The following is a 22,542-nucleotide window of genomic DNA, read 5'->3' on the forward strand; positions in this document are numbered from 1 at the left end:
AGTGGTGGGCAAGTCGCTGGTCCATACCCGCCATTGGCAGAAGCCAGGAATGCCAACGCTGCTGGCTTCCGGGTGCGTCCAGCCGAAGCCCTGGATGTGCTGCCACAGCCGGGGGAACCGGTAACCGGCATCGATCTCGAGGCGGTTGGTGGCCGCGCCGAGCGGTTGCAGGTCAATCTGCACACTCTCGAACAGCGTCGTGCCGGGGCCGAACACGAAGTGCGGCACGGCAGCAGCCGCCCAGTTGGTCACGCGCACAGTGCCGGTGGGTGAGCAATCCAGGCTGGCCGCCCGGCTCTCCATGCGTTCTTGCGCGTAATCCCAGCGGCTGCGCCCTGTTACCGGCTCGAACAGATCGGCAGACCAATGGCCGCCGGTCAGCGCGTCGATGGCCTCGATTGGCATGCCCTCAACGCGCTGCTGCAGCTGGTCGCTGCAATCGCACGCCAGCAGCCGCCACGTTGGATCCCACTCAGGCATTTCGATCTTGCCGGTGAACAGCCGCTGTTCTGTGATCACGCCGTAACGGTCACGGCTGATGAAATCGATCAGGACCGGTTTGCCCTTCCAGTCGTCCGGAACTACCGGGCCTGGCGGCAGGTACAGCACAAAGCCGCCGACGCCGGCGGCGCCTTCCTCGAGGTCGACATCGATCATGCCGGTAACCTGGCTGGTGAGGTCCACCCCATCCACCAGCAGGCGCACACGCCAATTGAACGCCTGGCCGCGCACCACGTATACCGGTTCGTAGGTCGAACCCAGGGCGACAGCAAGCGGGCCGCTGGCCAGCGGCTGAGCTCCGATCAGCATGGGTTAGACCTCTTCCCAGTTCAGGGACCAGCTATGCACGTTGCCGCTAGAGTCCTGGTTCTCGCTGGGGCGCGTGGCGCGCACCGAGAAAATGGGCATCCAGCAGACGCGGTAGGCAGTGGCTCCAGCTACCGCCGTAAGAGTGGCAACGCCATCGTCGACGGCGCAGGCAGTGCGCACCCAGTCGCGACCAACCAGGGCCAGCCCCCACGGCGCGAAGTCCGGCCGTGGGGTGCTGGTCAGCGTGTACACCAAAGCGTTGCCGCTGATGGACTCAACCTTGGTGGTGCGCAACTCCAGCGGCAGGCTGTAGCTCAAGCCTGACAATCCGGGCGGCATCCAGCCTTGACCGCTGATGCTGCCCTGCATCTTTTCGAAGTGGGTCTGAATCACCCCCGCGCCGTCGCTCATACGCAGCATTGCGCTACCCGCGGCGAGCGGCTCCAGCGTTTCGACTGGCGCGCCCGAGTGCAGCACAAGCTCAACACCGCCGAGCATGATCCGTGGTAGAGACATTCAAGGGCTCCAGAAATGACAGAGCCCGCTCTAGGCGGGCTCTTTTTTACACTGATACGGGGTCAATTGAATGTGCCAATGATGAAACCAGTCACATGCGATAAGTTGCCGCGCCAAGGGCGACCAGTGCTTACGAGTCGACCAGCAACATCTAGGCGCGCCTCCTTCAGGTGAATAAAGTATGCGCCCCCTTCATCGTAAGAGCTGAAGACGGGCGACAACTTTTGAACCCACTCGACAATCGATTCGATGATTTCTGTTGAGCCGCCAACTGGCACAGCATTGCTCAAGTCTTGCTCAACCAACTCGATGTACTCTTTACCGCTGATGAGATGTCCAGCGACAGTGCCACCAGTTGTAGTCAGAGTGACCGGCAGTCCAGCACCGGCCTCGGCCACCTTGATAAGGTTCTGAAGCATCCAGTCCATACCGTCATCAGGCGCATCGTTGTACTGCCTTTCCTGCTCGCTCATAACCAGCTCCTTAGTTTTGCTGAACCTTGATAATGCCCACTCAGGGGCGGCTCGTGCCAGCGAATTTCATAGCCAAACGCCGCAGGTTTAGCGTCTCTTGTGGCGAGGCATATACAACAGCCTCCCGGCCACCTGCCTCGAACACCACTCGCCCCAGGTCGGGGAACATGGGGCCGGCGAGTTGCTCCTGCAGCGACGGGGCCAGTTGCGGTATCGCGGGTAGCGCACGAGGAGCGACGATGCCGCCCATGTCGTACCCGCGCAGACCACGGCGCATGGCCTCGACTACGGCAACGCCGCCGGCGCGGGCGACGTCCAGTTGCGACCAGACCACCTCGCCGCGATGCACCACCCCGGCCGGCTCCAGGCGACCGCCCGAGCCGGTGTAGCCGCCGCCGGCGAAGCCGGGAACGGCGCCAGCAGCAGGAGCCGGACCCATCGAAAGTGAAATCGGCACAACAGAGGATTTACGAAGCTGCTCGATGAAGGCGCCGAACTCCTGCAGAACCCCCGCCTTTGACACCTCATCAATCGCGCTCTCGACAGGCACAGGCGGCACGTCAGGCGCAGGACCAACAGGCCGCAGCAGCGCCGGTACTACAGGCAGCTCACCTTCTGGTGCGGCAACGCTTTTTACAACGATATCCGCATCAACCGGCAGGTTCGTGAAGCTGTTCTGGCCATCCTGGCGAATACCTTTTGGGGCTATGTCCACCTCTACGGCAGGGAGATTTGTCCAACTGTTGGCGCCGTCCTGGCGAATGCCAGCGGGCTTTACCGGAACGCTCACGGGCGGAAGCGTCGCCTCTGTTGAAGCGTCCTGGACAATGCCGCTTGGTTTCACCGGGGCGCTCACTGGGGCGGCGGTGGAGCCGGCACCAGTACCAGGCGTCAGCATCGGCGCGTGCCATTCACCAGCGCCAGAATCAGCCGCGGCTGAGGTGCGCGGGCGGATGACGAAGGACTCACCGATCATCGCAGCCCAGCGCTTCATCTTCTCCGTTTCTTTGGCCAGCGCTTCATCGTCGATGCTCGGCGTCAGCTTGAAGTTCTTCAGGTCTTCAAACTCTTTCTTGAGCTCGCGAACCTTTTCGATCTCGGCCTTTCTTGCTGCCTCGGCGCTGGCAAGGATCGCCTTGTCGGCGGCTTGCTCGATTCCCTCAAGGCCCTTGATGAACCCCTCGAAGCCGTAAGGGCTCTCGCCGGCCTCGGCCAACTTCATCAGCATTTCAAGCGACTGCTGAGCGAGCTTCTTGGCCTTCTCCGCATCGCCAGCGCGCAGCGCTTGATTGGCAGCAGCGCGCAACGAAGATGCATTTCCGTAGCTGGCCTCCCCTACAGACCCGGCGCCGAGTTTCTCAAGAGCTGATCGGTAGCGCTTCGAAGTTTCAAGCTGCGCATCCTGAGCCCTCTTCAGCTTGGAGTTGGCTCGATTCTGCGCTGCGACCTGGTCGTCGACGGCTGTTTTGAATGCGTTGGTGAGGCGCTCCTGTTCCTTACCAAACTCACCGGCATACGATCGAAAGTCCGCCAGGCGCTGTTCTTCTATGAGTTCGGCATCGGTTCGAGCCAGGGCCTCGGCTTCGGTCAGGTCCTCCAGTGCATTTGCGGAGTCATCGCTCATCCTGCGGTAACCGTCCACAACTCTCGTGAACGCTTCCGCGCCAGGCAACACTGTGCCAAGTCCTTTTCCGCCAGTGATCAGCGCGTTGCCGAGCAACTCCAGGGCGCGCTGTTTCTTGCCGTCAGCCAGGTCACTGATGGCATCAGACACTTTGTCCAGTTGTTTAACAGCAGCAGCAGAGGCGCCCGTGATTTTGTCGATGGCGCCAATAAGCTTGTCTACGGATTGAGTGAAGGTATTGACGCCATCCTTGGTAGTGCTTCGCATTGCATCAGTCAAACCAAGCAGGGCGTCAGCTTGCGCCGCAAAGGCAGTAACCACCTTATCTGTAGTCAGCTCGCCGGCATTCGCCATGCGGATCAGCTCAGCCCGAGTAACACCAAGCCCCTTCTGCAGCGCATCGATGAGCGCTGGTGAGTTCTGCAGAACCGCATTAAATGCGTCACCACGAATGACACCAGTCTGCAGCCCCTTGGTGAATTGGTCGATAACCGCTGCCGCCTGATCGCCTTTCACGCTGTTTGCCACCAGGCCTGCCGACAGCGCACCAACCAGATCAGTAGTCTGCGCGGCAGAAAACCCGAGTTCGCCCAGCGGCCCAACGGACCGAATGAACAGCTCACTGACTTGTTCGATTGGAATACGAACCCGTCGCGAGATGTCCTCCAGGCGAGCCTGGGCGCGCTCGTACTGTTCTTGCACCGGCAACGCATTACGCATGCGATCTTCAAGCTCGCCAACCGCGTCGGCGGCATTGAAGTAGAAACCAGCAACTCGCTGCAGCGTGTAGGCTGCCGCAGTGATAGCCGCGATGCGCGCGGTAATCGCCGCAATACCGCCGCCAGCGTCAGCCCCACCATCAGCCGAGGTCAGCTCACGGATCTGCTGCTGAGTGCGGTTCAGCGCAGCCTGGTACCTGATCTCGGCGGCGATGCGTTCAGTGGCCGCCATCTGGCCGGACTGCCCCAGGCGCTGGTAATCACTGCGTAGCGTGACCAGTTGTTCCCGCAACGCGCGCAAACGGGTAATACCGAAGGTGTCGAGCGCTCGCTGGATCGATGCATCTGCCTGGCCCTTACCCATCGCACCGACGAGCGAAGCTTGCAGTCGCTGCTGCTCTGCAGCCAAGTTTCGTACATCAACGCCTGCGGCCTTGAGTTCGGCACGCTGCTCTCGCACCTTGTTTTTTTGCCGGTCGAACTCAAGGGTGGCGCGCGACAGCGTGCGCTGTGCCTGTGCATACGCACGATCAAGCTCGCGTACCGGCTGGCCGGCCTGCTCGATCGCGCGTTTCAGTTCATCCACCCGGCGCTTCGCATCGAAGTATGCCGAGGTGGCTGCCTTGGCGTTCTCGGTGGTCTTCTGCAGGGCGTCAATCTGGCGCAGTGGTGCCTGGATAGCCTTTACGAGGGTCTGATACTCCTTGCGGAACCCGCCAATGGCGTTGGTGGCATCAGCTGTGTCAGCCGTCAGCCGCAGTTCGACTTCAGACATGGCTACTCCTTAAGGCAGCGCTTGAACAGGCGCCATGGGTAATTGAGCACGTTGGGGTGGCCAAGCCGGCACAGGGCGGCGATGCAGCCTTCAAGGTCTTTCAGGAACTCTTTCGGACCGCCGCCATGCGACCCATTGCGGCGAAAAAATCAGGGTTCAGCTCCTTCGCTTTCGCCAGGATTTTGCGCAAGTCGCTGCCCGTCAGGCGATCCAGCGTCTCTTTGTTGAGGCAGGCCATCACTGATAGATCGCACAGGCGGCAGTCGTCGAACAGGTAGTTGTCCAACTGGTAATGCACCAGGTCTTCGGGAGCAGCCTCCTCTCCAGGCCAAGGGTTGTTCAGGATGACCTGGCGCATTTGGGCAACTGTCAGTTCCGACACCACCACATCAACAGCAGCATCGCCCTTACCAACGGTTACTACAGCCTTACCAGAAGCATCGCTCATATTTTCTCCGGGCAATAAAAAACCCGCCGAAGCGGGTTTTGAAAAGTTGACTTGTCAGTGATTCAGCTTTGAGTACTCGAAATCGACGGTGCTCTTCGACAATCGAATCCTATGCGCCTCACCGTTTGCACCGGCGCATAAAACGAAGAACCTCGGACTTTCGACCAGGGAATCCTGCTCTGAGATATTCACGTACTCGACCCTCTTGCAGCTGAAGTCTCGCCTAGCGACCTCGGCGACTCGCACTAGATAGGGTTGCCACCCATGAAAGTTATTTAAGAAATCACACCCGATATCACAACCTATGCGATCTGGTATCGCTCCATCCATTATCGGTGCAATGTGAGTTTCGACGTCGACAGTTCGCTTAAATACAAACGCTCCGATAAACACTATTGCTAAGATCGGAACAACGATGAGCCAGTGCACTGAGCCTGGTCTTTTCGCTGGGTCAACTGTTGGGCTTGTCATCCATTTCCCTCCCCATGGTTATGGCAGGGAATGTAGCCGATCAGCGCGATCATCGAAACCCGGAGCGGCCCCTGTACGAAACCCCAGCTATTGCGCCTCGCCTGCCGCGGCTACGCTGTTGCGCTCGTCAACTTCAAGCTGGAGCAACCGCAATGACTCAGCGGCCAGATTTCGATGCTGGGTTAAAAGCCCTTGCGCAAGCAGCTCAGGCATTTGGGAACAAAGAGCCGGAAGGTGTAGATCCAGAGATTCTGATTGAATACCTGAAGGCAACGACCCAACTGATGCGCCTGCAAGTGCGCTTTCAAAAGCTTCGCGCGAAATGCCTACCGAAAGATCAAGGCTGATCCCGCCAAGGGTGGCGCCCATCCTCAAGGTGACGACCGGCGATGAGGGTTGCATAGCCTTACCTCTGTAAAAGTGGTGGCCATCCCTGGCCGAGCCGGATCAGGCCGCAGCCTTCTCCTTCTTGATGCGGAAGTACTTCGAGGTGCCAGCGCCCACGCGGCTATCGTCGCGCAGCACCTTGGCCGTGGCCTCGAACGCGCCGAAGTCCTCGGTGTTGATCCAGTCCATGGTGGTGGCCAGGTTCAGGCGGCACATGAAGAAGCGGGCCTCGACGCGCTTCTGGGTGCCGGCGGCGTTCTCACCCTCGAACAGGAATTCGAAGGTCTTGCCGCTGTTGGTCAGTGCCTCGATCACGTCGACCTCGGCCGAGCTGTAGTCGACGCTGACGTTGTACGGCGTGGTGCCGGCCGCCTCGATGGCTGCCTCCAGCGCGCCGCCGGCAACCACCTGGATGCCAGAGCCAGTCATGATCCAGTCGTCATCTTCGTCGAAGTCGGTATCGCCGGCCTCGTTGCTCACGCCGGAGATGGTCAGCGGCATGTGGTCGAGCGCGATGGTGCCATCGACGCCAGCGCGCTTGATCTCGCCCGTGTGGGTGGCGGCGGCTACGTTGGTGACATCACCCCACACCAGGGCAGCGAAGACCCAGCTGAAGATCTCGCGGAAGTTGATGTTGAGCGTCACACCGGTCACACGGTCGAGCGAGTCGTACTCGCCACCCTGCGGGGTGGTGGTGTCGTTCAGCGTCAGAGAGTTGGTCTCGGTGGCGTGCTGGATGGTCGATACCAGGCCGACCTTCTGGAACGGCAGACCACTGCCTTGCTCCCGCGCCTTGAGGTGACCGCCGATCACCACGGTTTCTTTCTTGATGGTCATCGATCATTTCTCCTCGGCTTTGGCGACGACTTCCAGGCCTTGCAGCCACTCGCGCTGACGCGCCGTCACCTTGATCTTGTCGCCCGGCTTCAGCTCTTTGCCGGCGTGGGTGTGGGGCTTGGCGAGGGTGACCTCGAACAGCTCCGGGGCCTTTTTCTGGGCGGCCGCATCCCCTGCCTGCACGGCAGTCTCTTTCTGGGTCATTGGGTTACCTTTCGATGATGGTGTGCAGATGCACGGGGATGAGCACGCGGGCGGTCGGCTCGCCTTGCCCGGGCGGGTACTGCTCAGGTGCGCCTACGGTGATGCCGGTGATGCCGACTGGCATCCAGCGCTGACGGGCACCGCTGGTGGGCGACAGTGCAAGCAGCATGTCGCGCTCCAGGTCGTCGATGGCGTCTTCGTAATCGGTGAGAGGGGCCGAGATAACACCGACCACCGAGAAGCCGCTGTACTTGATCAAGCCGTCAGGGCCTGGCTTGGGGGTCAGGTCCTTGCCCTTCTGGATGCAAATCAGCGGCAGGTTTTCCTTCTCGGTTTCCAGCACCTCGTTCACCCACCCCGTTTTCACGTTGTGGCCGGCGTTGGTGCTGTAGCCGTTGGCGGCGGTTATGGACTGCAGGTGCTGCACCAGGGCCTTGCGGCCCAGGCTGATGGGGTTGGGCTTCATGGCTTGACCTCCATACAGGCAGCGGTGGCCATGTGGCCGTCGTCCATGATCTTCTGCTCGACGGTGAACCGACGCCCGGCATGCACGAACACGCCGAGGCGGGTCACGTCGTGCAACTGCGCCTTGCGCCAGGTGATGCCCACGGCCTCGGTCGGAAGTATCCCGTCCGGCCCGTTCTGCATCAGGTTCTCGTCGACCATCACCTCGACGCCCCGCACGGGTGGCAAGCCACCCGGCGGCTGGTACTCGGCGCAACCGTCCTTGAGGAGCCGCATCACGCGCGTATCCAGGCGCGCGACACGGTCACCGAAGGTTGGCATCAGTTACTCAGGCGGCAGAGCGCTTCGCCGGCGACGGTAGCGCCGACCAGCTTGCCGAACAGCGCGCCCGAGCCGACGGCTACGAGCTCGCCATCAGTGAGGTCAACGCCGGCGCCGGCAGCGAGGCCGGCGGCGGCAGGCAGGCGCCAGACGCCAGTAACCTGGGCGGCGAACACTTCGCCTTCGTCAGCAGTGACCAGGGCCACGCAGTTGATGGTGCCGATGCGATAGGCACCGCCGGAAACCACGCCGCCAGCAGGGGCGATGAGGTCGAGGACGTTGCCGTCCTGGTGGTAATTCTTGGCCATGGGGAATCTCCTGTGGCTTGGGGAAGGCTGAAAGCAAAAAGCCCCGCACTTGGCGGGGCTTTCAGAGGGAGGTGCCTATCAGGCGCCGTTGGACTTCTGCAGACCGCGGAAGTCGAGCGGCGCGACGCCGGCATCGATGCGCACCTTGGTGGCCACGCCATCGACGGTGAAACCCTGCTGCTGCTCCATGTAGGGCAGCTCGTTGCCGTCGAGGTAGGCCACCTCGATGGTGTCCGAGCCCTGGCGGGCGGCCAGGTAGAAGGCGGTAGCCGACGCATCGTCCAGACGCGGCTCGCCGATCACCTCGGCGAAGTTGCGAATCGGGTTCTCGATGCCGGAGTTCGACTCCGCACCCGGTACCGACGCCGACCTGATGATCTGCTTGGCCTTGTCTTCGAGCGCGACCGGGGTCAGCACGAAGGCCGGACGAATGTTCAGGGTGCGCGGCTTGCCGCCTTCTACCTCGGTCTTCTGAGTGGCCATCTGGGTCTTGGCCTTGCTCAGGGAATCGATGGACAGCGCCGAGGTGCCACCGGTCAGCAGGTTCTTGTGATCGACATGGAACAGCGCCTTATTGTCCGACAGCGCCGGGTTGCTGGTGAGGATGGCGTAAACCAGATCACCGATGGTGGCCTTGGCGGCCATGCCCATCTTGCGCGGGATGTCGGTGAGCGTGTTCATGTCATCGTTGATGATGACCTGGCGGGTGATGCTGAAAATCTCGCCGTAGGTGGCCAGGGCAATCGGCTGAGAGCGACCGCCAACAGTCACGTACTTGTACTCGGCGCCCTCGCGCACCTGGCGCAGGGACGGGAACTCACCCAGGCCGACGCGGTGCATGGTCTTGAAGTCGGACAAGAAGCCCTTTTTCGTCCAGAGCTGGAAGGTTTCCAGCGCCTCTTCCCAGCCCGCCAGCATCGAGCGGTTGGCCACATCGATCAGGATGGTGCCGAAGTCACTGGTGGTGTGGGTGAAGGCCAGGCCGACCATCTGCATCGGGTTCATGCTGGCGACGCCGATGCCGCGATCCGCCAGGGAGGCGCGGGCCAGCTCGCGCAGGCTCATGAAGTTATAGCGGTTGTCGTTCTGCTGCTCCTCGAGGCCGGCGCGAGCCAGGACGGAAGCGCGAACGGAGTCGCCGACGAGGTTGCCGTTGCCGGCAAAGATGTGGGCGTTGGCACCCTGGCCGCCGGACGGACCGGCACTCGGGGTGGCGCCAGTCGCCAGGGAGGCCAGCAACTTGGCCTGAGCCTGCTCGATGGTCACGTTGCCGTCCAGCAGCGCCTCGTTGAGCATTTCGCCATGGGAGGCCGCGAACGGCTGGAACACCGCACGGATACCCTCGCGGCGGGTGTTTTCGGCAGCCTGGATCTGGGCACGCAGCACGCTTTCGTCGGCTGCGGCCGGAGCGGCAGGCGCTGCCGGTGCAGGTTGGGGAGCCGGGGCGGCCGGGGTCGGCGCCGGAGTCGGTGCGGCAGCGCTCGGAGTGGACGCGCGCGGCTGCAACAAGGTTATCAGTGCTTCGGGCATGTGGGCGAACTCCTGCATGCGTTTCGAGTTGAGTTGAGCTGCCGCGGCGAGCGGCTCGGTGAGTTGGTCGGCGAAGCCGGCCTCGACAGCCTCTCGGCCATCCATCCAAGTCTCTGCCTTGAGCAAAGCCTTGATGTCGTCTTGGGACTTCCCGGTCTTGGCCATGTAGGCGGCAACCATGGTGTCCTCGATCTTTTCCAGCAGGTCGGCATAGCGGCGCATGTCGTCCGCCTCACCGCCCTGGATGCCCCAGGGGCGATGCACCATCATCATTGCGTTCTCAGGCATGTAGATGGTGTCAGCGGCCATGGCGATGACGGTGGCCATCGAGGCGGCGAGGCCGTCGATGTGTGCCTCTACCCGAGCCGGGTGGTGCTTGAGAAGGTTGTAGATGGCAGTACCTTCGAAAACGTCTCCGCCGGGGGAGTGAATGCGAAGGCTGATCAGCGACAGGTCGCCCAGCGCCTTGAGCTCGCGCGCGAACTGCTGAGCGGTGATGCCCCAGGCGCCGATCTCGTCGTAAAGCAGGATCTCGGCAGCGCCGCGGGAAAGCGCCTTGATGCTGTACCAGCTCTCGGCCGGCCTGGTTTCGTTCGTCAGCGCACACGCCATGGCCAGCGGGGCCAGCAGCATGGTGCTACTCATCTTGCGTTGGCTGCCCATCGGCGCCTCCTTTTAGGTCGGGTTCGGTGTTGAAGTCAGGGCCAGGGATGGCCAGGTTCGCGCCGTAGAGGTTCACCAGCTCGCGGGCCTCGTCACTGGTCAGCACCTTGCCGACACCCAGATAGGCCTTCTGGATCGCCTCGACGGCGTTCATCTCGCTGCCCTTGGCCAGGCTGTGCGCGGCGTCCGAACTGAACACCAGCCCCAGCTCGCGGTTCTGTTTGATCTCGGCGGCGCGCGACTTCTTGAGCTCCTGCGGGTTGCGGCCACGAGCGCGTGCCACTTCGGCCTCATCAGCGAAGCCAGCCTTGACCAGGCTTTCCCAAGCGTTGGCCTCGTGCACCGGGTTGATCCACGGCATGACCGGGCCTTGGTACACAGCCGACAGCAGCGTGCGCATATCTACGTCAGCCGGCGGCTTGAGCACGCCAGACGCAACCGCCAGCGTCAGCCAGGTGCGGTACACCGGGCGGCACCAGTAGTCGATGAACTCGTGCTGCAGGACGTCGTACCCAAGCTGGGCTTCGACCAGCTCCTGGCGCTGCGCCGAGTAGGTGCCGTCATAGGATCTGGCGATAGTCGAATAAGCGCTTCGGCCAGCAGCAGCCACCGCACGGAGCATGCCGTTGCGGTAGCCCTCCAGCATCGGGTTCGGCCGATTGCTCTCGAACATGGCCAGGTCTTCACCTGGCTGCAGATCATCGAAGATCATCCCCGGTGCAATGGGGAACGAGCCGCGCTTGCTTTCAGGGGCTTTCTTGTCGTCGTACTCGTGCGCTTCGCCCTTCTTGATGTAGAAGGCCATCGCCGCCGCGATACGTGCCGCAATGCGCTCGCTTTCCTCGTAGTCCTTCAGGTCTGCCAGGCGGGTCAATGCGGCATGCAGCAGCGGCACGCCACGGTTCTGACCGATGCGCTTGCGGTTGGCGATGTGGATAACGCGATCAGCGTCGACGCGCTTGGTGCTCTGGTAGATCCCGTGCCCAAGGTCACCGGGGTGTGCCTTGAGCAAGTGATAGGCACGAATGCGGCGCCAGGTGTCACGCTCGATGCCCTGGATGATCCCCTTCGACGTGTCGTTGTACTCAAACGGTAGGTAATCCGGCTCCAGCAGCTCGAGCGCGAACGGCACGAGCGTCAGGTGCCGGTAGTTGGCCACCGGTCCCATGATCTTTTGCGCGAGGCCTTCGCCATCGCGTAGCCAGGTGCGGGCCACCAAACGCTCCATCTGCGGACGTGTCAGCTCGCCGGAAGTCTCCGGCAGCAACGACCACTCGGCCCATGCGCTCTTGATCTGGGCGTTGAACTCCAGATGCACATCACCGGCAAGGGTCAGCACCAGGGGTTCAACACCGATACCGGCACCGCCCACTACCCGCTCCTCCAGACGGTCGAACAATCCGGTAACGATGTCGTGGTTCTCGTCCAACCACCGGCACTGCTCGCGCAACGAGCGGCCGGCAGCCTGTAGCGCCGCGTCAGCGGAACGCGCCTCACCCTTGGCCTTGTGGGTGCGAGATGGCTTGGCCGCCTCATAAGCACGAATCACCGAGTAGTGACGCATGCGCTGAGCGACGAAGCCAGGCGCCAGGGGCGCCAACAGCCGATCAATCCAGTTCATTCGAAGGTCGCCAGCTTGTACGGGCGGGATTGCCCACCAGCCAATCGCTCAAGGCTCTGCACCTTGCGCTCCCATTCCTGCCGGCCGCGGCGAATCTCGCCGAGATCGACCATGGTCAGGGTGCGACCACCGAACGAAGTGGACTTGCCCAGCAGCACCTCCTGCTCGGCGTCGACGTAGCGCTGCAGGATCGCTCGCGCCTGCTCAAGGTTCATAGCCATGGACTACCACCTGTTGTGCTCAGGAAGGCGTTGGTCACCTCCTGCGCGGATTGATTGGGGGTCTGTTTGTCTATCACCTCGGCGGCCACCGGCTTGGCTGCGGCCTGGCGGGCAGCCTCCAGGGCGTCGAGGTCGAAGCCGAAACGCTGCTGACTGATCCGCAGCGCGGCCAGGGCATACACCAGGCAGTCGAGCCCCTCGTTGCGGCGGCCGCCCGGATCCCACCGAAGTTCGCGCTTACCCTTCACCATCACCGGCTTCTTGCGCTCGGCGGTGAGTTGTTTCAGCTCGTCCTCGTCGCACCAGTCGATCAGCGGCAAGTGGATGCACCCGGGCGTCGACACCCAGGGCTGCGGAACCTCGATGTTGAGGCGGCCGTAAATCAGCTCCTTGGCGTTATCGGTACCGACCTCGGTCTTGTAGATCTTGTTTTTGCGGCGCTTCGGGAAGTTGGCGATGGGCTTGCCGTAGCTGCTGGCACCGAAAATCGGCACCACCCAGCGCACGCCATGCTTGATGCTCTCTTCCGCCACCACGTCAGAGTGGTGACCACCGGCATCCCAGCAGGCGCGCTCAACTCGCATCGGCGTCCCGTCTGGCCGCTTGAACTCCCGGTTGAGTTCGGCACCCACCTGGCGCCGGAGCTCGGCGCTATCTGGGTTACCGGTAAGGACGGTCTTTCGGATCAGCCAAAACTCCTCGCCAGCACCGACAGCCCAGAACCGAAGCTCATAGCGGTCATCCTGGGTATCGATGCCGACGAAGATGCCCAGCGTTTGCTCCGGCACGCGGTCGGTGCACGGGTAGATTTCGCGACGGCCGTATAGGTTTTCCCACTCGACGCGCTCGCCCTGATCCTCAATCCATACCTCGCCGCGCGTGGTGTTGATGAAGGTGATCAGCTTTTCCCGGTCGCTACCGACAACCAGCCACTCATCCACGAGCGACAGCCAGGTCACCCAGGTGCTGTAAATCGCCCAGCAGTAGAACGAGATGGATCGCGGCGTGCTGGTCGGCTCGTTGTCGGGGCCAAACCACTCCATTGCATCGCGCGTCCAGATGCCGGTCGCCTCGCAGATCCAGCGGCCTGCCGACTGAGCGGCGACCATATCCTGATGGAAGAAGATGCAGGCGCAGTGCTCGCAGCTGTACCAGGCCTTCACCGCTTCGTTGCGGTCGTTCTTCTCCCACTTCAGACCGTGCTCGCAATCCTTACCGCCCCACTTCAACACCTGCTCTTTGTGGCAGTGCGGGCACGGCACATGGAAGCGCAGCCTGATCGGCGATTCCTCGGCCGCCTTGGTAATCTGGCAGTAGCCTTCACGACCTGGCGTAGATCCTCGGGTCGACTTCGGGTAGACCGCGCCATTGAGGCGCTTGTCACCCAGGAAGGTCGGCGAGCCTTCGCCCTCGACGTTGGCGTCGAACTTCGAAAGCTCGTCGTAGATCACTTCGTCGGCCGACTTCTCCCGGTAGTTCCGAGCGGCCTTGCCGCCGCGAATCCAGAGATTGCGGCGGTTGGAGAAAACCTTGTTATCCAGCGTGTTGTCGCTGTGTTTGCGCCCAAACCAGGGCGCCAGGGCCAGCAACACCGGCACGTCACGGATCAGGCCGTTGACGTGCTGTTTGCTGATGTCCTCGGCGTCAGGGTCGGTCGGCGACCACATCATGACGTTGCGGCGCTTATGCTGGATCTTGTAGCCGATGTTGGCCATCAGCAGCTTGGTGTAACCGATCCGCGCCGACTTCACGAAGTTGACGACCTTGATTAGGTCGTTGCCCATCGCGTTGAGGATCGCCACCTGAAACGGTGCCGTCTGCCACTTGCCCTCGTTGTACGAGGACTCGGCCGACATGTAGAAATGCTTATCTGCCCACTCGACCGCCGTCATCGGCGGTTCTTTGTACAGCGCCTGCAACCCGAGCTTGACCGCCTTTGCTAGGTCAAGTGTCCAGGGTTGATAGGTACTCATCGAGGATTCCCGGTAGGTCGTCGCCGAACTGCGCGGCGATGTTGCGGGCCATGGCAATCTCCCGCTCGAAGCTCTCAAGGATCCGGGCGTCAAGTTCAGGGTGGCGGCGGCTCACTGTCTTGCAGACGGTTTCCAGCTTGGAGCCGATCTGCGCGGCGATCCGAGCCAGGGCAAAGGTGGCGAATGCGACCGGTACCAGCTCTTTCTCGGCAACCCGGTTTTTCTTCTCTTGGGCGTCGGCCTGGGCTGCCGTCAGTCGAATGCGCTCAAGTGTCAGCTTGTGATCGGCGAGCGGATCGACAGCTTCGCCATCAGCCCCCTCTGGTTGTTGTTTCCGCGCTGCGTGCTCGATGCGGTTTTGCACCACATCCTGCACCCGAAAGAAGGCCTCACGACCAATCTTGGCTACAGGCTCAACGCCCCATTTATCAAAGGCTTGCGGGGAAATGCCGAGCGACTTCGCCATCTCGGATTTGTTCAACCATCCCGGCTGCCTGGTTGTTTCGTTCTTGGCCATGACTAAACAACAACCAACCTCCGGAAATGGGTCATACATATTTGGCGCGCGGGGCTCGAATTACCCTCCAGGCACCCCCACCCTGGGAGGACCCAAAATGCCCCATGCTGGTGCATCAACGGCGGCGCGTCCCGAGGGCGCGGGCCATGGCCAGCTCGAACTGAATGGGCAATTGATCCTCAGCGATACGCTCAGCAACACCGAAGAAGTCGAGACGCTTGCTGTACGACGGACGCCGCACGAAGGCCAGGACGAGGCGGATGTTGTTCCTACTACCCCTGCCATAGCCAAGGCGCTCGGCAATGCCTATGGGCCTGCTGCCCTTCCTGATCAGGAAGTAGCGACGGTTGCCCTTGCGCATGGAGCGGCGACTATCAGTGGCGTTGGCGTTGTAGCCTTCCTGCGTGAATAGCTGAGCGCCCGACAGCATCTTGGTCAGCCTGCCTTTCCCTACGTTGCCGTACTGGTCCAGGTCCAGCTTCTCGCCTGGCACCACGTACTGGCCCGAGCCGAGCACACCACGACGGCGCAGCATCTTCTCGAAGCCCTTATCACCTCGCCCACCACCGTAGATCTGCGGCGTCAGCCAGGTGGATGCAGCGCGGCCTTGGCCCCACTGCCCTTCCTGCCCCACCAGGTTGCCGGCACCGTTGGTGCTGCGGCCATCCTTGATCCACACCCTCGCCTCCATCTTGTCCTTGGTGGCTGGCTGGATGAACAGGCTATTGAGCGTGGCCCGGGTTGGCCTATCGAATACCGTTTCCATCTCATCGCGGACGCCCTTTTGCACCTCCTGCGCAGTGCGCGTCAGTGCAAGGGCTGCAGCGAAAGGCAGCTGCTCACGCTCCAGGCGATCCAGGGTCTGCAGGCGCTCACGCAGGCCGGTGAACGTCACCTTTACGCTCACAACTCACCCCCAGTTCACCCGAATAAAGGAGGCAACGTTGCCACGCGCCCGGTACACCTGAGCCATGACCACTAGAAGGATGAACACCAGCATCGGCGACACCGGTGCCACGGCCCGCAAGTAGAGAACGGACAGGCCTACCGACAGCGAGTAGCCACCCGAGGCGGCAGCCATCAGCCAAGCGAGCAGGGAATGTCCGAGCTTGTACTGCTGGCCTGGCTGCGGGCGCCACGCGACAATCCTGGCGCTGATCGCTGCGCAGATCGCGGCAGCGACAAGCGTCCAGTAGTCCGGTGCAACAGCAACGATGATGCTACCCATTGCCACCTCCAGAGCCAGGACGGCTAAGCGCGTGGCGTGCCCAGCCGAGAGCCGCGCTTATCCACCCCGGCATCTTCCCGCCCTTCACCCACTCGGCAACGCTGATCAGCACGGTGACGATTAGCGCAGCGGCAAGCAGTCCAGGCAGGCCGGAGAACTTGGTGAGGCTGCGGCCCATGAGTTCAGCCGCCACGAAATAACCGCCAACCCAGGACACGACCAGATAGGCCAGGCGCGACCAGATCGACAGGTCTCGCGCCCAGGTCACAAAAAACAAGGCGCCGGCCCAAGCACCGATCACGGCGTTAAGGTCGACGCCAGGAATGAGTGCGGCGGCTCCAATGCCCAGAACACCAGGCACGGCAACCGCCGCAACGCTGCTCGGCTCTGCCATGCGTGATTCTCCAGTCTATTGAGATGGCGTAGAACTGCGCCATCTGTTGGGCATGGCCCGGAAACGAAAAAGCCCGGCTCAATGGCCGGGCTTTCCTGCTTGGGCGTGCACCTGATCACGCACCAAACCGCAGGTTCGAAAACTACGCGGTCACTTGGTCACTGTCAAGCGGTGTGATCAAGCAACAAACCGTTCTGCTCGAGCAGCGCCTCGACCGTCACGTGCGCGGCGTTGACCTGATCGTCAAGCCAACGCTTGGTGATCGACCTCCAGCGCCGCAATGTCCTGTCAGGCGTCCCGTCTGCGTCCCAGGTGTGGATCTGGTAGAACGCCGTCGGCAACCGTTTACGGCGTTCCGGAACCACCCAGGCCATGACGCACTTGGTCCGGAACAAGTGGTGCGCGGGGGTCACGACGTTGATTGTCAGGTAGCTGGCCGACTCTCTCACCTCGTTCTCGTTGATAGAGAACTTCGCCACCAAGGCATGCCACTGCACGGGAGGCAGTGACCGCTTGAGCATCGATCGTGTCATTGCGTCCTGTGTGGTGCGCTCCTCCGGTGACAAGCCGTCGCTGACCGACTCCGCCACGATACCCTCGAAGCCGGCCTGGTACTTCCGCTGCCATGGCGCCTTCGCGGTGCCGTCGTGCATCTCGATGGACATCACCCGGCCGATGCAGTGACCGGCATCCTTGTAGACCGTCATGCAGCCCTCCCGATACGACGAGGGGTCGGCTCTGGATCGCCGACGCCAAACAGGTCTTTCAGGATGGTGGCCGTCGCCTTATTGGCGCAGTTGCCCTCCTGCAGCCAGAGCTGCCCGAAGTCGTGAAACCCAATGTCGCGTCGGTTCCCGTGCCAGCTCGCCACCATCTCCAGCAGCACAGCCATAGCTGCAGCGCCACCAACCTGAACCTTCGCCAGTTCCTGACCGGCGATCTTGAGGAAGCGGCGCTCCACCTCGCTCATGCACTTGCGGGGCAGGCCCGCGGTTCGATTACTCATCGTTTCCCCCTTCGTCGGCGCCGGCCGACTGCTGATCCTGGGCACCGGCATCCGGCCCCGAAATGTCGTTTTGCAACCTCCGCTCCTGTGGAAGCGGAAAAGCGCCAGAACCTGCGCGCTGTGCGGCCTCGTCGGCGGTGCGTTCCACCTGCGGTCTCGCAAATGTCATGGTGTGAATCGAGGCAAAGCCATGGCTGTCTAGATGCCCGTGCCACAGCTCCAGGGCCTCGCGCTTCTTGTCCTGAGCCGTGGTCTGGATGTAGGCGGCCTGCACGCCCTTGATGGCGTGGTTCAGCAGCAGCTCGCCGATCAGGTGGTCAACGCCCAGCTCCGTCCAGCAGGTGCGGGCCAGCTTGCGCAGGGCGTGACTGCGCCACTGATCGCCACCCAGACGCACGAACACCTCGTTGGCTTGCTTCTCCGACAGCGGCTTGCCTGCGCGGCCTGGGAACAGATAAACCGACTCGATGCCTCGGGCGCGCTGCCGCTCAAGGTGCGCCTCCAGCAACGCCGCCACCTGATCCGTCAACGGCAACACATGCTCGGCACGAGACTTGGCCGCCACTGCCGGGATGATCCAACGGCGATCCTTCAGCAGCACATGCCGCCACTTCGCCTGCCGGGTCTCCCCGACGCGGGTGCCATGGCAGAGCATCAGCAAGGCCAGCAGCGTGGCGCCCGGGTCGCGCTCGTGGTGCTCCTGCAGGCATGGCAGCAACGCCGGCAAGTCAGTCGGACGAAGGCTCGCTTCTTTCGCCACGATCCGCTCCTGCACGAAGTCAGGAAAGCGCATGCTGCCCATCGGGTTATGCGTGACCAGCCCCAGCCGGTGCGCACGGCGCAAAGCACTGACGAGCACCCCATAGGCCTGGCGGACGTAGCCGGCGGCGTAGGCCTCCTGCATCGGCCAGAACAGCACGCGGTCCAGGGTGGCCTTGTTCGTCTCCAGCAGCGTGACGCCCTTCAGGCTCGGGACAAGGTGCCGGGTGATCATCGACTTGATCCCCGCCTTGCGCTTCGTAGACAGCGAGCGGTTACGCTCCTGTCGTTCCAGATGCCACTCCAGCACCTCACCCAGCGTGCGAAAGGCGCCGGCCGATGCCGACGCAGCAGGATCGGCAGCGAGACGCGCTGTAACCGCCGGCAGAGCCCCTATCGCCGCTTTTGCGGTGAGGCCAGGCCAGCGCCCTACCTTGTGCCACTTCGCACCGAGAACGACGTGCCAGGTGCCTTTCTGACGATCCCGGCCGAACCGGAAGCGAAGCGAGGGGTAACGCATGTCTCGAAGGTCGCGCACATCCTCGTGCGCGGCCTGGGCGCGGATCTCGGCATCGGTGAACTGTGTCCGTACGGTGCGCATCGTCAGGTCACCCATGGCCGCCAACCTCGTCGTGGGCAGCAAGCTGCCGGCACGCCTCGAAAGCTTCCTCACCAACCAGCACGCGCAGCCGCTTGATCAGTGCCTGGTCGTGCCCAGCACCGGCACGCCGACGAAGCGCGGCAATGTGATCCTGCAGGCGCTGTCGATCACGGTTCATCCAGCGAAGCGCAGTGCTCACCCGATGGAACCAGTTCGGGTCGGCATAGCGCCCAGTGGCCTGTCGCTCAGCTTTAGCGGCGTCGATCTGGCCGCGCACCCGCGTGCAGTCGGCGCTCAGGCGCTCCATCAGCAACTGGGCTTCGGCCAAGTCATCCGGTAGGACCAGGGGCTGGTTCTTGCGTGCGTGGTTCATGCGCTTGCCCTCCCCTTGCCGTAACTGCGCCCGGCAAATGGACGGCCGCTCTCCTCATGCTCGTCCTCCTCGAAGTGATAGCCAGCCTGCAGTTCGGCGAAGCGGTGGAAGGCGCCCTGGTGCTGCACGTAGCAACTCCCCTTCGGCCCGTGGCGGTTCTTGTCCACGATCAGCTCTGTGACCCCTGCCTTGCCCGCATCCGACTCGTCGTCACGGTGCACCAGCACCACCACGTCGGCATCAGCCTCGATCTGGCCGGAGTCGCGCAGATCCGACTTGGTGGGTCGCTTGTTGCCACGGGCATTCGGTGCGCGGTTCAGCTGGGCCAGCACGATGAAGGGCACGCCCAGCTCCTTGGCCAGCCGCTTCAGCGCCTTGCTGATCGCGCTGACCTGCTCATAGCGACTGCCAGAGCCTTCGCCAGGAATCAGGCCGATATAGTCCAGTACCACGGCGCCAAGGCCGTGCGCACGCTTCACCGTCCGGCCGATCTGGCGAATATCCTTCATCGTCAGCGAGGCGTCGTCGCAGAGGGCCAGCGGCGCATCCATGAGCTTCTGGACGGCCGCCGTCATGCGAGGCCAGTCGTCGTCGGTCATCGAGTGGCCTTCGGTCAGGTGCTTCAGCGGCACCTGGCCAACCGAGGCAATCGAGCGATAGACCAGCTCGTCATCCTCCATCTCGAACGAGAACACCAGCGAGGTGACCTTGTGGTGCACGGCCACGCGCTCGGCCAGTCCAAGCCCGAGCGTGGTCTTGCCGCTGCCTGGCGCGCCGGCAATGACGATCATCCGCCCCGGGCTGAGCGTGACGTAGTGGTCAAGGGACGGCAGACCGGTGTCATAACCCAGGATGGACTGGCGGTTGAAACGACTGTCCACCGTGTCGATCGCCTCCGGCAGGATCTCGCCAACGAAACGATAGCGACGTGACGTGTCCATGCCTTCGGCCTCGAGCGAAAGCCAAGCCTGCTGCCCCCTGGCAAGCACCTCGTCGAGCGCCTCGCCGTCCTGAAGGCTCTCGATCATCGACTGGGCGGCCATCACCACCCGGCGAGCCACAGCGCGGCGGCGCACCTCACGTGCGTAGACAGCCGCATTCGCCGTGCTGGGGGTGTTTTCCATCATGGTCGCGGCAACCGCCAGCATCCGCTGACCGTCAGCCAAGCTTGGCCTGGCCTCGGCAATGGTCACGATATCCACCGGAATGGACCGGCGGTGGCAGGCCAAGACAACTTCGAACACCTCGGCACAGGCTGGGTGGTGGAAGTCATTGCGCTCCAGATTTGCGCTCAGCTCGTCGATCAGGTCCGGCTGCTTGATCATCGAACCAATCACGGCGTACTCAGACTCGTGGCTGTACAGGCGCGATTCGGGTACCGGCTCAAGTTGCATGTCGTCGTAGGTCATGCGTCACTCCGCGCCGATTCCCAGTGAAAGCCAATGGCGCGGCCACCACCCTGGCGCATCCGATCCACAGCACGGTCGCCGACGAACCTCGACAGTTCCATCGCCGTGCGATTGCTCACCAGAATGGTCGGACGCAAGTGCTGATAACGGCGGTCGATCACATCGCTGAGCACGCCCGGAGAGAAGTCACTGGCCGATTGCACACCGATTTCGTCGATCACCAGCAAATCGGGACCGGCCAGCTCCTCGAGCACGCCCAGTTCGGTGTAAGTCGCCCCCTTGCCAAAGCTGCCCTTCATGACCCGGCAGATCTCGGCGGCACTGGTGACGACTGCCCAGGCCTCGAACTCGCGCACGGCGTGCTGAACGATGGCGCAGGCCAGGTGCGTCTTGCCGGTACCCACGTTGCCCAGCAGGATCAGCCCGCGACCAATCTTCAGGTGATCGGCGAACACCTCGGCGTACTCACGGCAGGCCGCCAGCGCGCGTTCCTGGGGCTGCGTACTGGCGGTGAAAGTGTCGAATGTGCACCCCCGGTAACGAGGTGTGATGCCGGTGGCGAACAGGCGGCGATTCAACGAGGCTGCCTGAAACTCGGCCAGGGCTTCTTCGCGGCCCGGCTCGCTGGCTGGCGTGTTGTGTATTGCCTCCCACTGGCAGGCCACGCAAGGCGCCGGCAGCCAGGTGCCGTCGAACTGCTCGACCTCGTGCGGGGCATAGTCAGGATGCCGCCCAGCCGGACAGGTAGGGGCACGAGTACCGACGAAGCGGGTGCGGGGGGCAGGGCTGAACAGGAACTTAGAATTTGACATTGGCGTTGTCCTCGTAATCTTCGGCGGCGTGATGCGGCAGGTCAGTCAGTAGCGATCCAGGTCGGCCTGCAGGCGGAGCCCCGGAAATCATTCCGGCGTTTCGAAGCCACTCGATCTCGAGGCCCGTCCATCCGCGCTCAATGGCCTTGGCCATGGCGGCATCGGGCGTGATGCCCAACTGCCCGGCCTGGGCCAAGGTGTTCGCGATCCCCTTCCACGCTCTGGGGGTGAGCGGGGCGCGCTTGGCCTTCCGGTGAGCCAGGTAGTCACGAGCAACGTCCAGCGAAAGACCTGGCACAGACTCAGCCATCAGTTCTGCGCTCACCGTGGTGCCGACACCCTTGGGTGGCGTACTGCTTTTGCTCTTTCCTTTCCCTTTCCCCTTCCTCTCCCTATCCTCTCCCCTTCCGGGGGTGAGGCCTCGACTACCACTCGGCGAGTCCTCGTCGACAACATGACCTGAACCCCCCGTGACTTCGTCGGGTATCGCAGGGGGTTCTGAAAACGGTGGGTACTTCACTGTCGGCTTGTCGATCTTCTGGTGCTTCCATCCGCTCACATGCAGGTAACGCTTACCCTCGTGCTCGTAGAACGACAGAAGACCATGCGCCGACAGCTCGTCGAGTAGTCGTCGAACGGTCGGCGAATCAATGTCATCGCCAGGAAAGATCAGGGCCTTTATGGTCTTCTCGGCGTCCGGGTGATTGCCCGCGTCGTCGCAGAAGTTCCACAGCCCGATGAACAGCAACCTGGCCAGCGGCTGGCACTCCATTACCTGCTCGCTCGTCCAAAATTCGGGCTTGATAGAGCGAATCCGGGCCATCAGATGTTCAGCTCCTCGGTCACGCGCTTGATGAACTCGCCGTAGGTCTCAGCCATGACGAACCCCTGCCCCTCCAGGGCCTCGCGGTAGGCCTTGGCCGAGCCGTACAGCACCCAGCGTTCGCGCTCCGGCAGGTGCCGGAATTGTTGATAGGTGGGCCAGGGGCCGGCGATCACCGGCAGCCCGGGGCCGCAGGTCACGGGCGAGCCCGGGGCTTCTCGGCGCACGGTCATGGCGTCACCTCCGCACGCTTC

Annotated in this window: 26 protein-coding genes and 1 pseudogene; 1 reads left to right on the plus strand and 26 read right to left on the minus strand. The window is 62.7% G+C overall.

The window, feature by feature from the left end; translation table 11 throughout:
• The 5 genes and pseudogenes from H3221_RS16390 to H3221_RS16410 all read right to left on the minus strand — a co-directional run.
• Positions 1-810: pseudogene (locus H3221_RS16390) on the minus strand (hypothetical protein); the annotation flags it as partial.
• A gap of 3 nt (positions 811-813) precedes the next feature.
• A complete protein-coding gene (locus H3221_RS16395) occupies positions 814-1,326 on the minus strand; it encodes a hypothetical protein (RefSeq protein WP_196476438.1) in 513 nt (170 codons plus the stop codon).
• 62 nt (positions 1,327-1,388) lie between these two features.
• Positions 1,389-1,799, minus strand: a complete 411-nt coding sequence (locus H3221_RS16400; RefSeq protein ID WP_196476439.1) for a hypothetical protein — start codon at positions 1,797-1,799, stop codon at positions 1,389-1,391.
• Between the two features lie 40 nt (positions 1,800-1,839).
• Entirely contained in the window at positions 1,840-4,917 is a 3,078-nt protein-coding gene (locus H3221_RS16405; protein WP_196476440.1) for a tape measure protein, read from the minus strand.
• Positions 4,918-5,017: 100 nt separating this feature from the next.
• Entirely contained in the window at positions 5,018-5,365 is a 348-nt protein-coding gene (locus H3221_RS16410; RefSeq protein WP_196476441.1) for a hypothetical protein, read from the minus strand.
• 623 nt (positions 5,366-5,988) lie between these two features.
• Between H3221_RS16410 and H3221_RS16415 the strand changes: the two genes are divergently transcribed.
• Entirely contained in the window at positions 5,989-6,183 is a 195-nt protein-coding gene (locus H3221_RS16415) for a hypothetical protein (RefSeq protein WP_156049256.1), read from the plus strand.
• A gap of 100 nt (positions 6,184-6,283) precedes the next feature.
• Here the strand turns inward: H3221_RS16415 and H3221_RS16420 are convergent, their stop codons facing one another.
• The 21 genes from H3221_RS16420 to H3221_RS16520 all read right to left on the minus strand — a co-directional run bounded on the left by H3221_RS16420 (position 6,284) and on the right by H3221_RS16520 (position 22,521).
• Positions 6,284-7,060 carry a phage tail tube protein gene (locus tag H3221_RS16420; protein WP_196476442.1) on the minus strand — a complete coding sequence of 259 codons (777 nt, stop codon included), beginning with the start codon at positions 7,058-7,060 and terminating at the stop codon, positions 6,284-6,286.
• A 3-nt stretch (positions 7,061-7,063) separates the two neighbouring features.
• Positions 7,064-7,264 (minus strand): DUF7210 family protein, encoded by a 201-nt coding sequence (locus tag H3221_RS16425; protein ID WP_196476443.1) that lies wholly within the window; start codon positions 7,262-7,264, stop codon positions 7,064-7,066.
• A 4-nt stretch (positions 7,265-7,268) separates the two neighbouring features.
• Positions 7,269-7,730 carry a hypothetical protein gene (locus H3221_RS16430; protein WP_196476444.1) on the minus strand — a complete coding sequence of 154 codons (462 nt, stop codon included), beginning with the start codon at positions 7,728-7,730 and terminating at the stop codon, positions 7,269-7,271.
• Positions 7,727-8,050, minus strand: coding sequence for a hypothetical protein (locus H3221_RS16435; RefSeq protein ID WP_196476445.1), 324 nt, complete (start codon positions 8,048-8,050; stop codon positions 7,727-7,729). The genes H3221_RS16430 and H3221_RS16435 overlap by 4 nt, the downstream gene beginning before the upstream one ends.
• Complete coding sequence (locus H3221_RS16440; RefSeq protein WP_196476446.1) at positions 8,050-8,358, minus strand: DUF2190 family protein; 309 nt, start codon at positions 8,356-8,358, stop codon at positions 8,050-8,052. Before H3221_RS16440 ends, H3221_RS16435 begins: the two co-directional genes overlap by 1 nt.
• Before the next feature lie 78 nt (positions 8,359-8,436).
• Positions 8,437-10,551, minus strand: a complete 2,115-nt coding sequence (locus tag H3221_RS16445; protein WP_196476447.1) for a ClpP-like prohead protease/major capsid protein fusion protein — start codon at positions 10,549-10,551, stop codon at positions 8,437-8,439.
• Complete coding sequence (locus H3221_RS16450; protein WP_196476448.1) at positions 10,526-12,172, minus strand: phage portal protein; 1,647 nt, start codon at positions 12,170-12,172, stop codon at positions 10,526-10,528. The genes H3221_RS16445 and H3221_RS16450 overlap by 26 nt, the downstream gene beginning before the upstream one ends.
• Positions 12,169-12,393 carry a primosomal replication protein PriB/PriC domain protein gene (locus H3221_RS16455; protein WP_196476449.1) on the minus strand — a complete coding sequence of 75 codons (225 nt, stop codon included), beginning with the start codon at positions 12,391-12,393 and terminating at the stop codon, positions 12,169-12,171. Before H3221_RS16455 ends, H3221_RS16450 begins: the two co-directional genes overlap by 4 nt.
• Positions 12,384-14,366: a phage terminase large subunit family protein gene (locus H3221_RS16460; RefSeq protein WP_196476450.1), complete on the minus strand. Its 1,983-nt coding sequence runs from the start codon at positions 14,364-14,366 to the stop codon at positions 12,384-12,386. The genes H3221_RS16455 and H3221_RS16460 overlap by 10 nt, the downstream gene beginning before the upstream one ends.
• Positions 14,338-14,883, minus strand: coding sequence for a terminase small subunit (locus H3221_RS16465; protein ID WP_196476451.1), 546 nt, complete (start codon positions 14,881-14,883; stop codon positions 14,338-14,340). The genes H3221_RS16460 and H3221_RS16465 overlap by 29 nt, the downstream gene beginning before the upstream one ends.
• Positions 14,884-14,998: 115 nt before the next feature.
• Positions 14,999-15,790, minus strand: a complete 792-nt coding sequence (locus H3221_RS16470) for a hypothetical protein (protein ID WP_224490649.1) — start codon at positions 15,788-15,790, stop codon at positions 14,999-15,001.
• Between the two features lie 3 nt (positions 15,791-15,793).
• The gene (locus H3221_RS16475) at positions 15,794-16,111 is read right to left on the minus strand and encodes a phage holin family protein (protein WP_196476452.1); all 318 of its coding nucleotides are present in this window, start codon (positions 16,109-16,111) and stop codon (positions 15,794-15,796) included.
• Positions 16,104-16,505 (minus strand): putative holin, encoded by a 402-nt coding sequence (locus tag H3221_RS16480; RefSeq protein WP_196476453.1) that lies wholly within the window; start codon positions 16,503-16,505, stop codon positions 16,104-16,106. Before H3221_RS16480 ends, H3221_RS16475 begins: the two co-directional genes overlap by 8 nt.
• A 164-nt stretch (positions 16,506-16,669) precedes the next feature.
• Entirely contained in the window at positions 16,670-17,212 is a 543-nt protein-coding gene (locus H3221_RS16485) for a hypothetical protein (RefSeq protein ID WP_196476454.1), read from the minus strand.
• Positions 17,209-17,511 carry a hypothetical protein gene (locus H3221_RS16490; RefSeq protein ID WP_196476455.1) on the minus strand — a complete coding sequence of 101 codons (303 nt, stop codon included), beginning with the start codon at positions 17,509-17,511 and terminating at the stop codon, positions 17,209-17,211. The genes H3221_RS16485 and H3221_RS16490 overlap by 4 nt, the downstream gene beginning before the upstream one ends.
• The gene (locus tag H3221_RS16495; RefSeq protein ID WP_224490650.1) at positions 17,504-18,886 is read right to left on the minus strand and encodes a tyrosine-type recombinase/integrase; all 1,383 of its coding nucleotides are present in this window, start codon (positions 18,884-18,886) and stop codon (positions 17,504-17,506) included. Before H3221_RS16495 ends, H3221_RS16490 begins: the two co-directional genes overlap by 8 nt.
• Positions 18,879-19,244 carry a hypothetical protein gene (locus tag H3221_RS16500; RefSeq protein ID WP_196476456.1) on the minus strand — a complete coding sequence of 122 codons (366 nt, stop codon included), beginning with the start codon at positions 19,242-19,244 and terminating at the stop codon, positions 18,879-18,881. The genes H3221_RS16495 and H3221_RS16500 overlap by 8 nt, the downstream gene beginning before the upstream one ends.
• Entirely contained in the window at positions 19,241-20,653 is a 1,413-nt protein-coding gene (locus H3221_RS16505; RefSeq protein ID WP_196476457.1) for a replicative DNA helicase, read from the minus strand. Before H3221_RS16505 ends, H3221_RS16500 begins: the two co-directional genes overlap by 4 nt.
• The gene (locus H3221_RS16510; protein WP_196476458.1) at positions 20,650-21,465 is read right to left on the minus strand and encodes an ATP-binding protein; all 816 of its coding nucleotides are present in this window, start codon (positions 21,463-21,465) and stop codon (positions 20,650-20,652) included. Before H3221_RS16510 ends, H3221_RS16505 begins: the two co-directional genes overlap by 4 nt.
• Positions 21,452-22,288, minus strand: coding sequence for a hypothetical protein (locus tag H3221_RS16515; protein WP_224490652.1), 837 nt, complete (start codon positions 22,286-22,288; stop codon positions 21,452-21,454). The genes H3221_RS16510 and H3221_RS16515 overlap by 14 nt, the downstream gene beginning before the upstream one ends.
• The gene (locus H3221_RS16520; protein WP_196476459.1) at positions 22,288-22,521 is read right to left on the minus strand and encodes a hypothetical protein; all 234 of its coding nucleotides are present in this window, start codon (positions 22,519-22,521) and stop codon (positions 22,288-22,290) included. Before H3221_RS16520 ends, H3221_RS16515 begins: the two co-directional genes overlap by 1 nt.
• Positions 22,522-22,542 lie beyond the last annotated feature (21 nt).

This window comes from Pseudomonas chaetocerotis, assembly GCF_015712105.2.
Taxonomy (GTDB): Bacteria; Pseudomonadota; Gammaproteobacteria; order Pseudomonadales; family Pseudomonadaceae; genus Aquipseudomonas; species Aquipseudomonas chaetocerotis.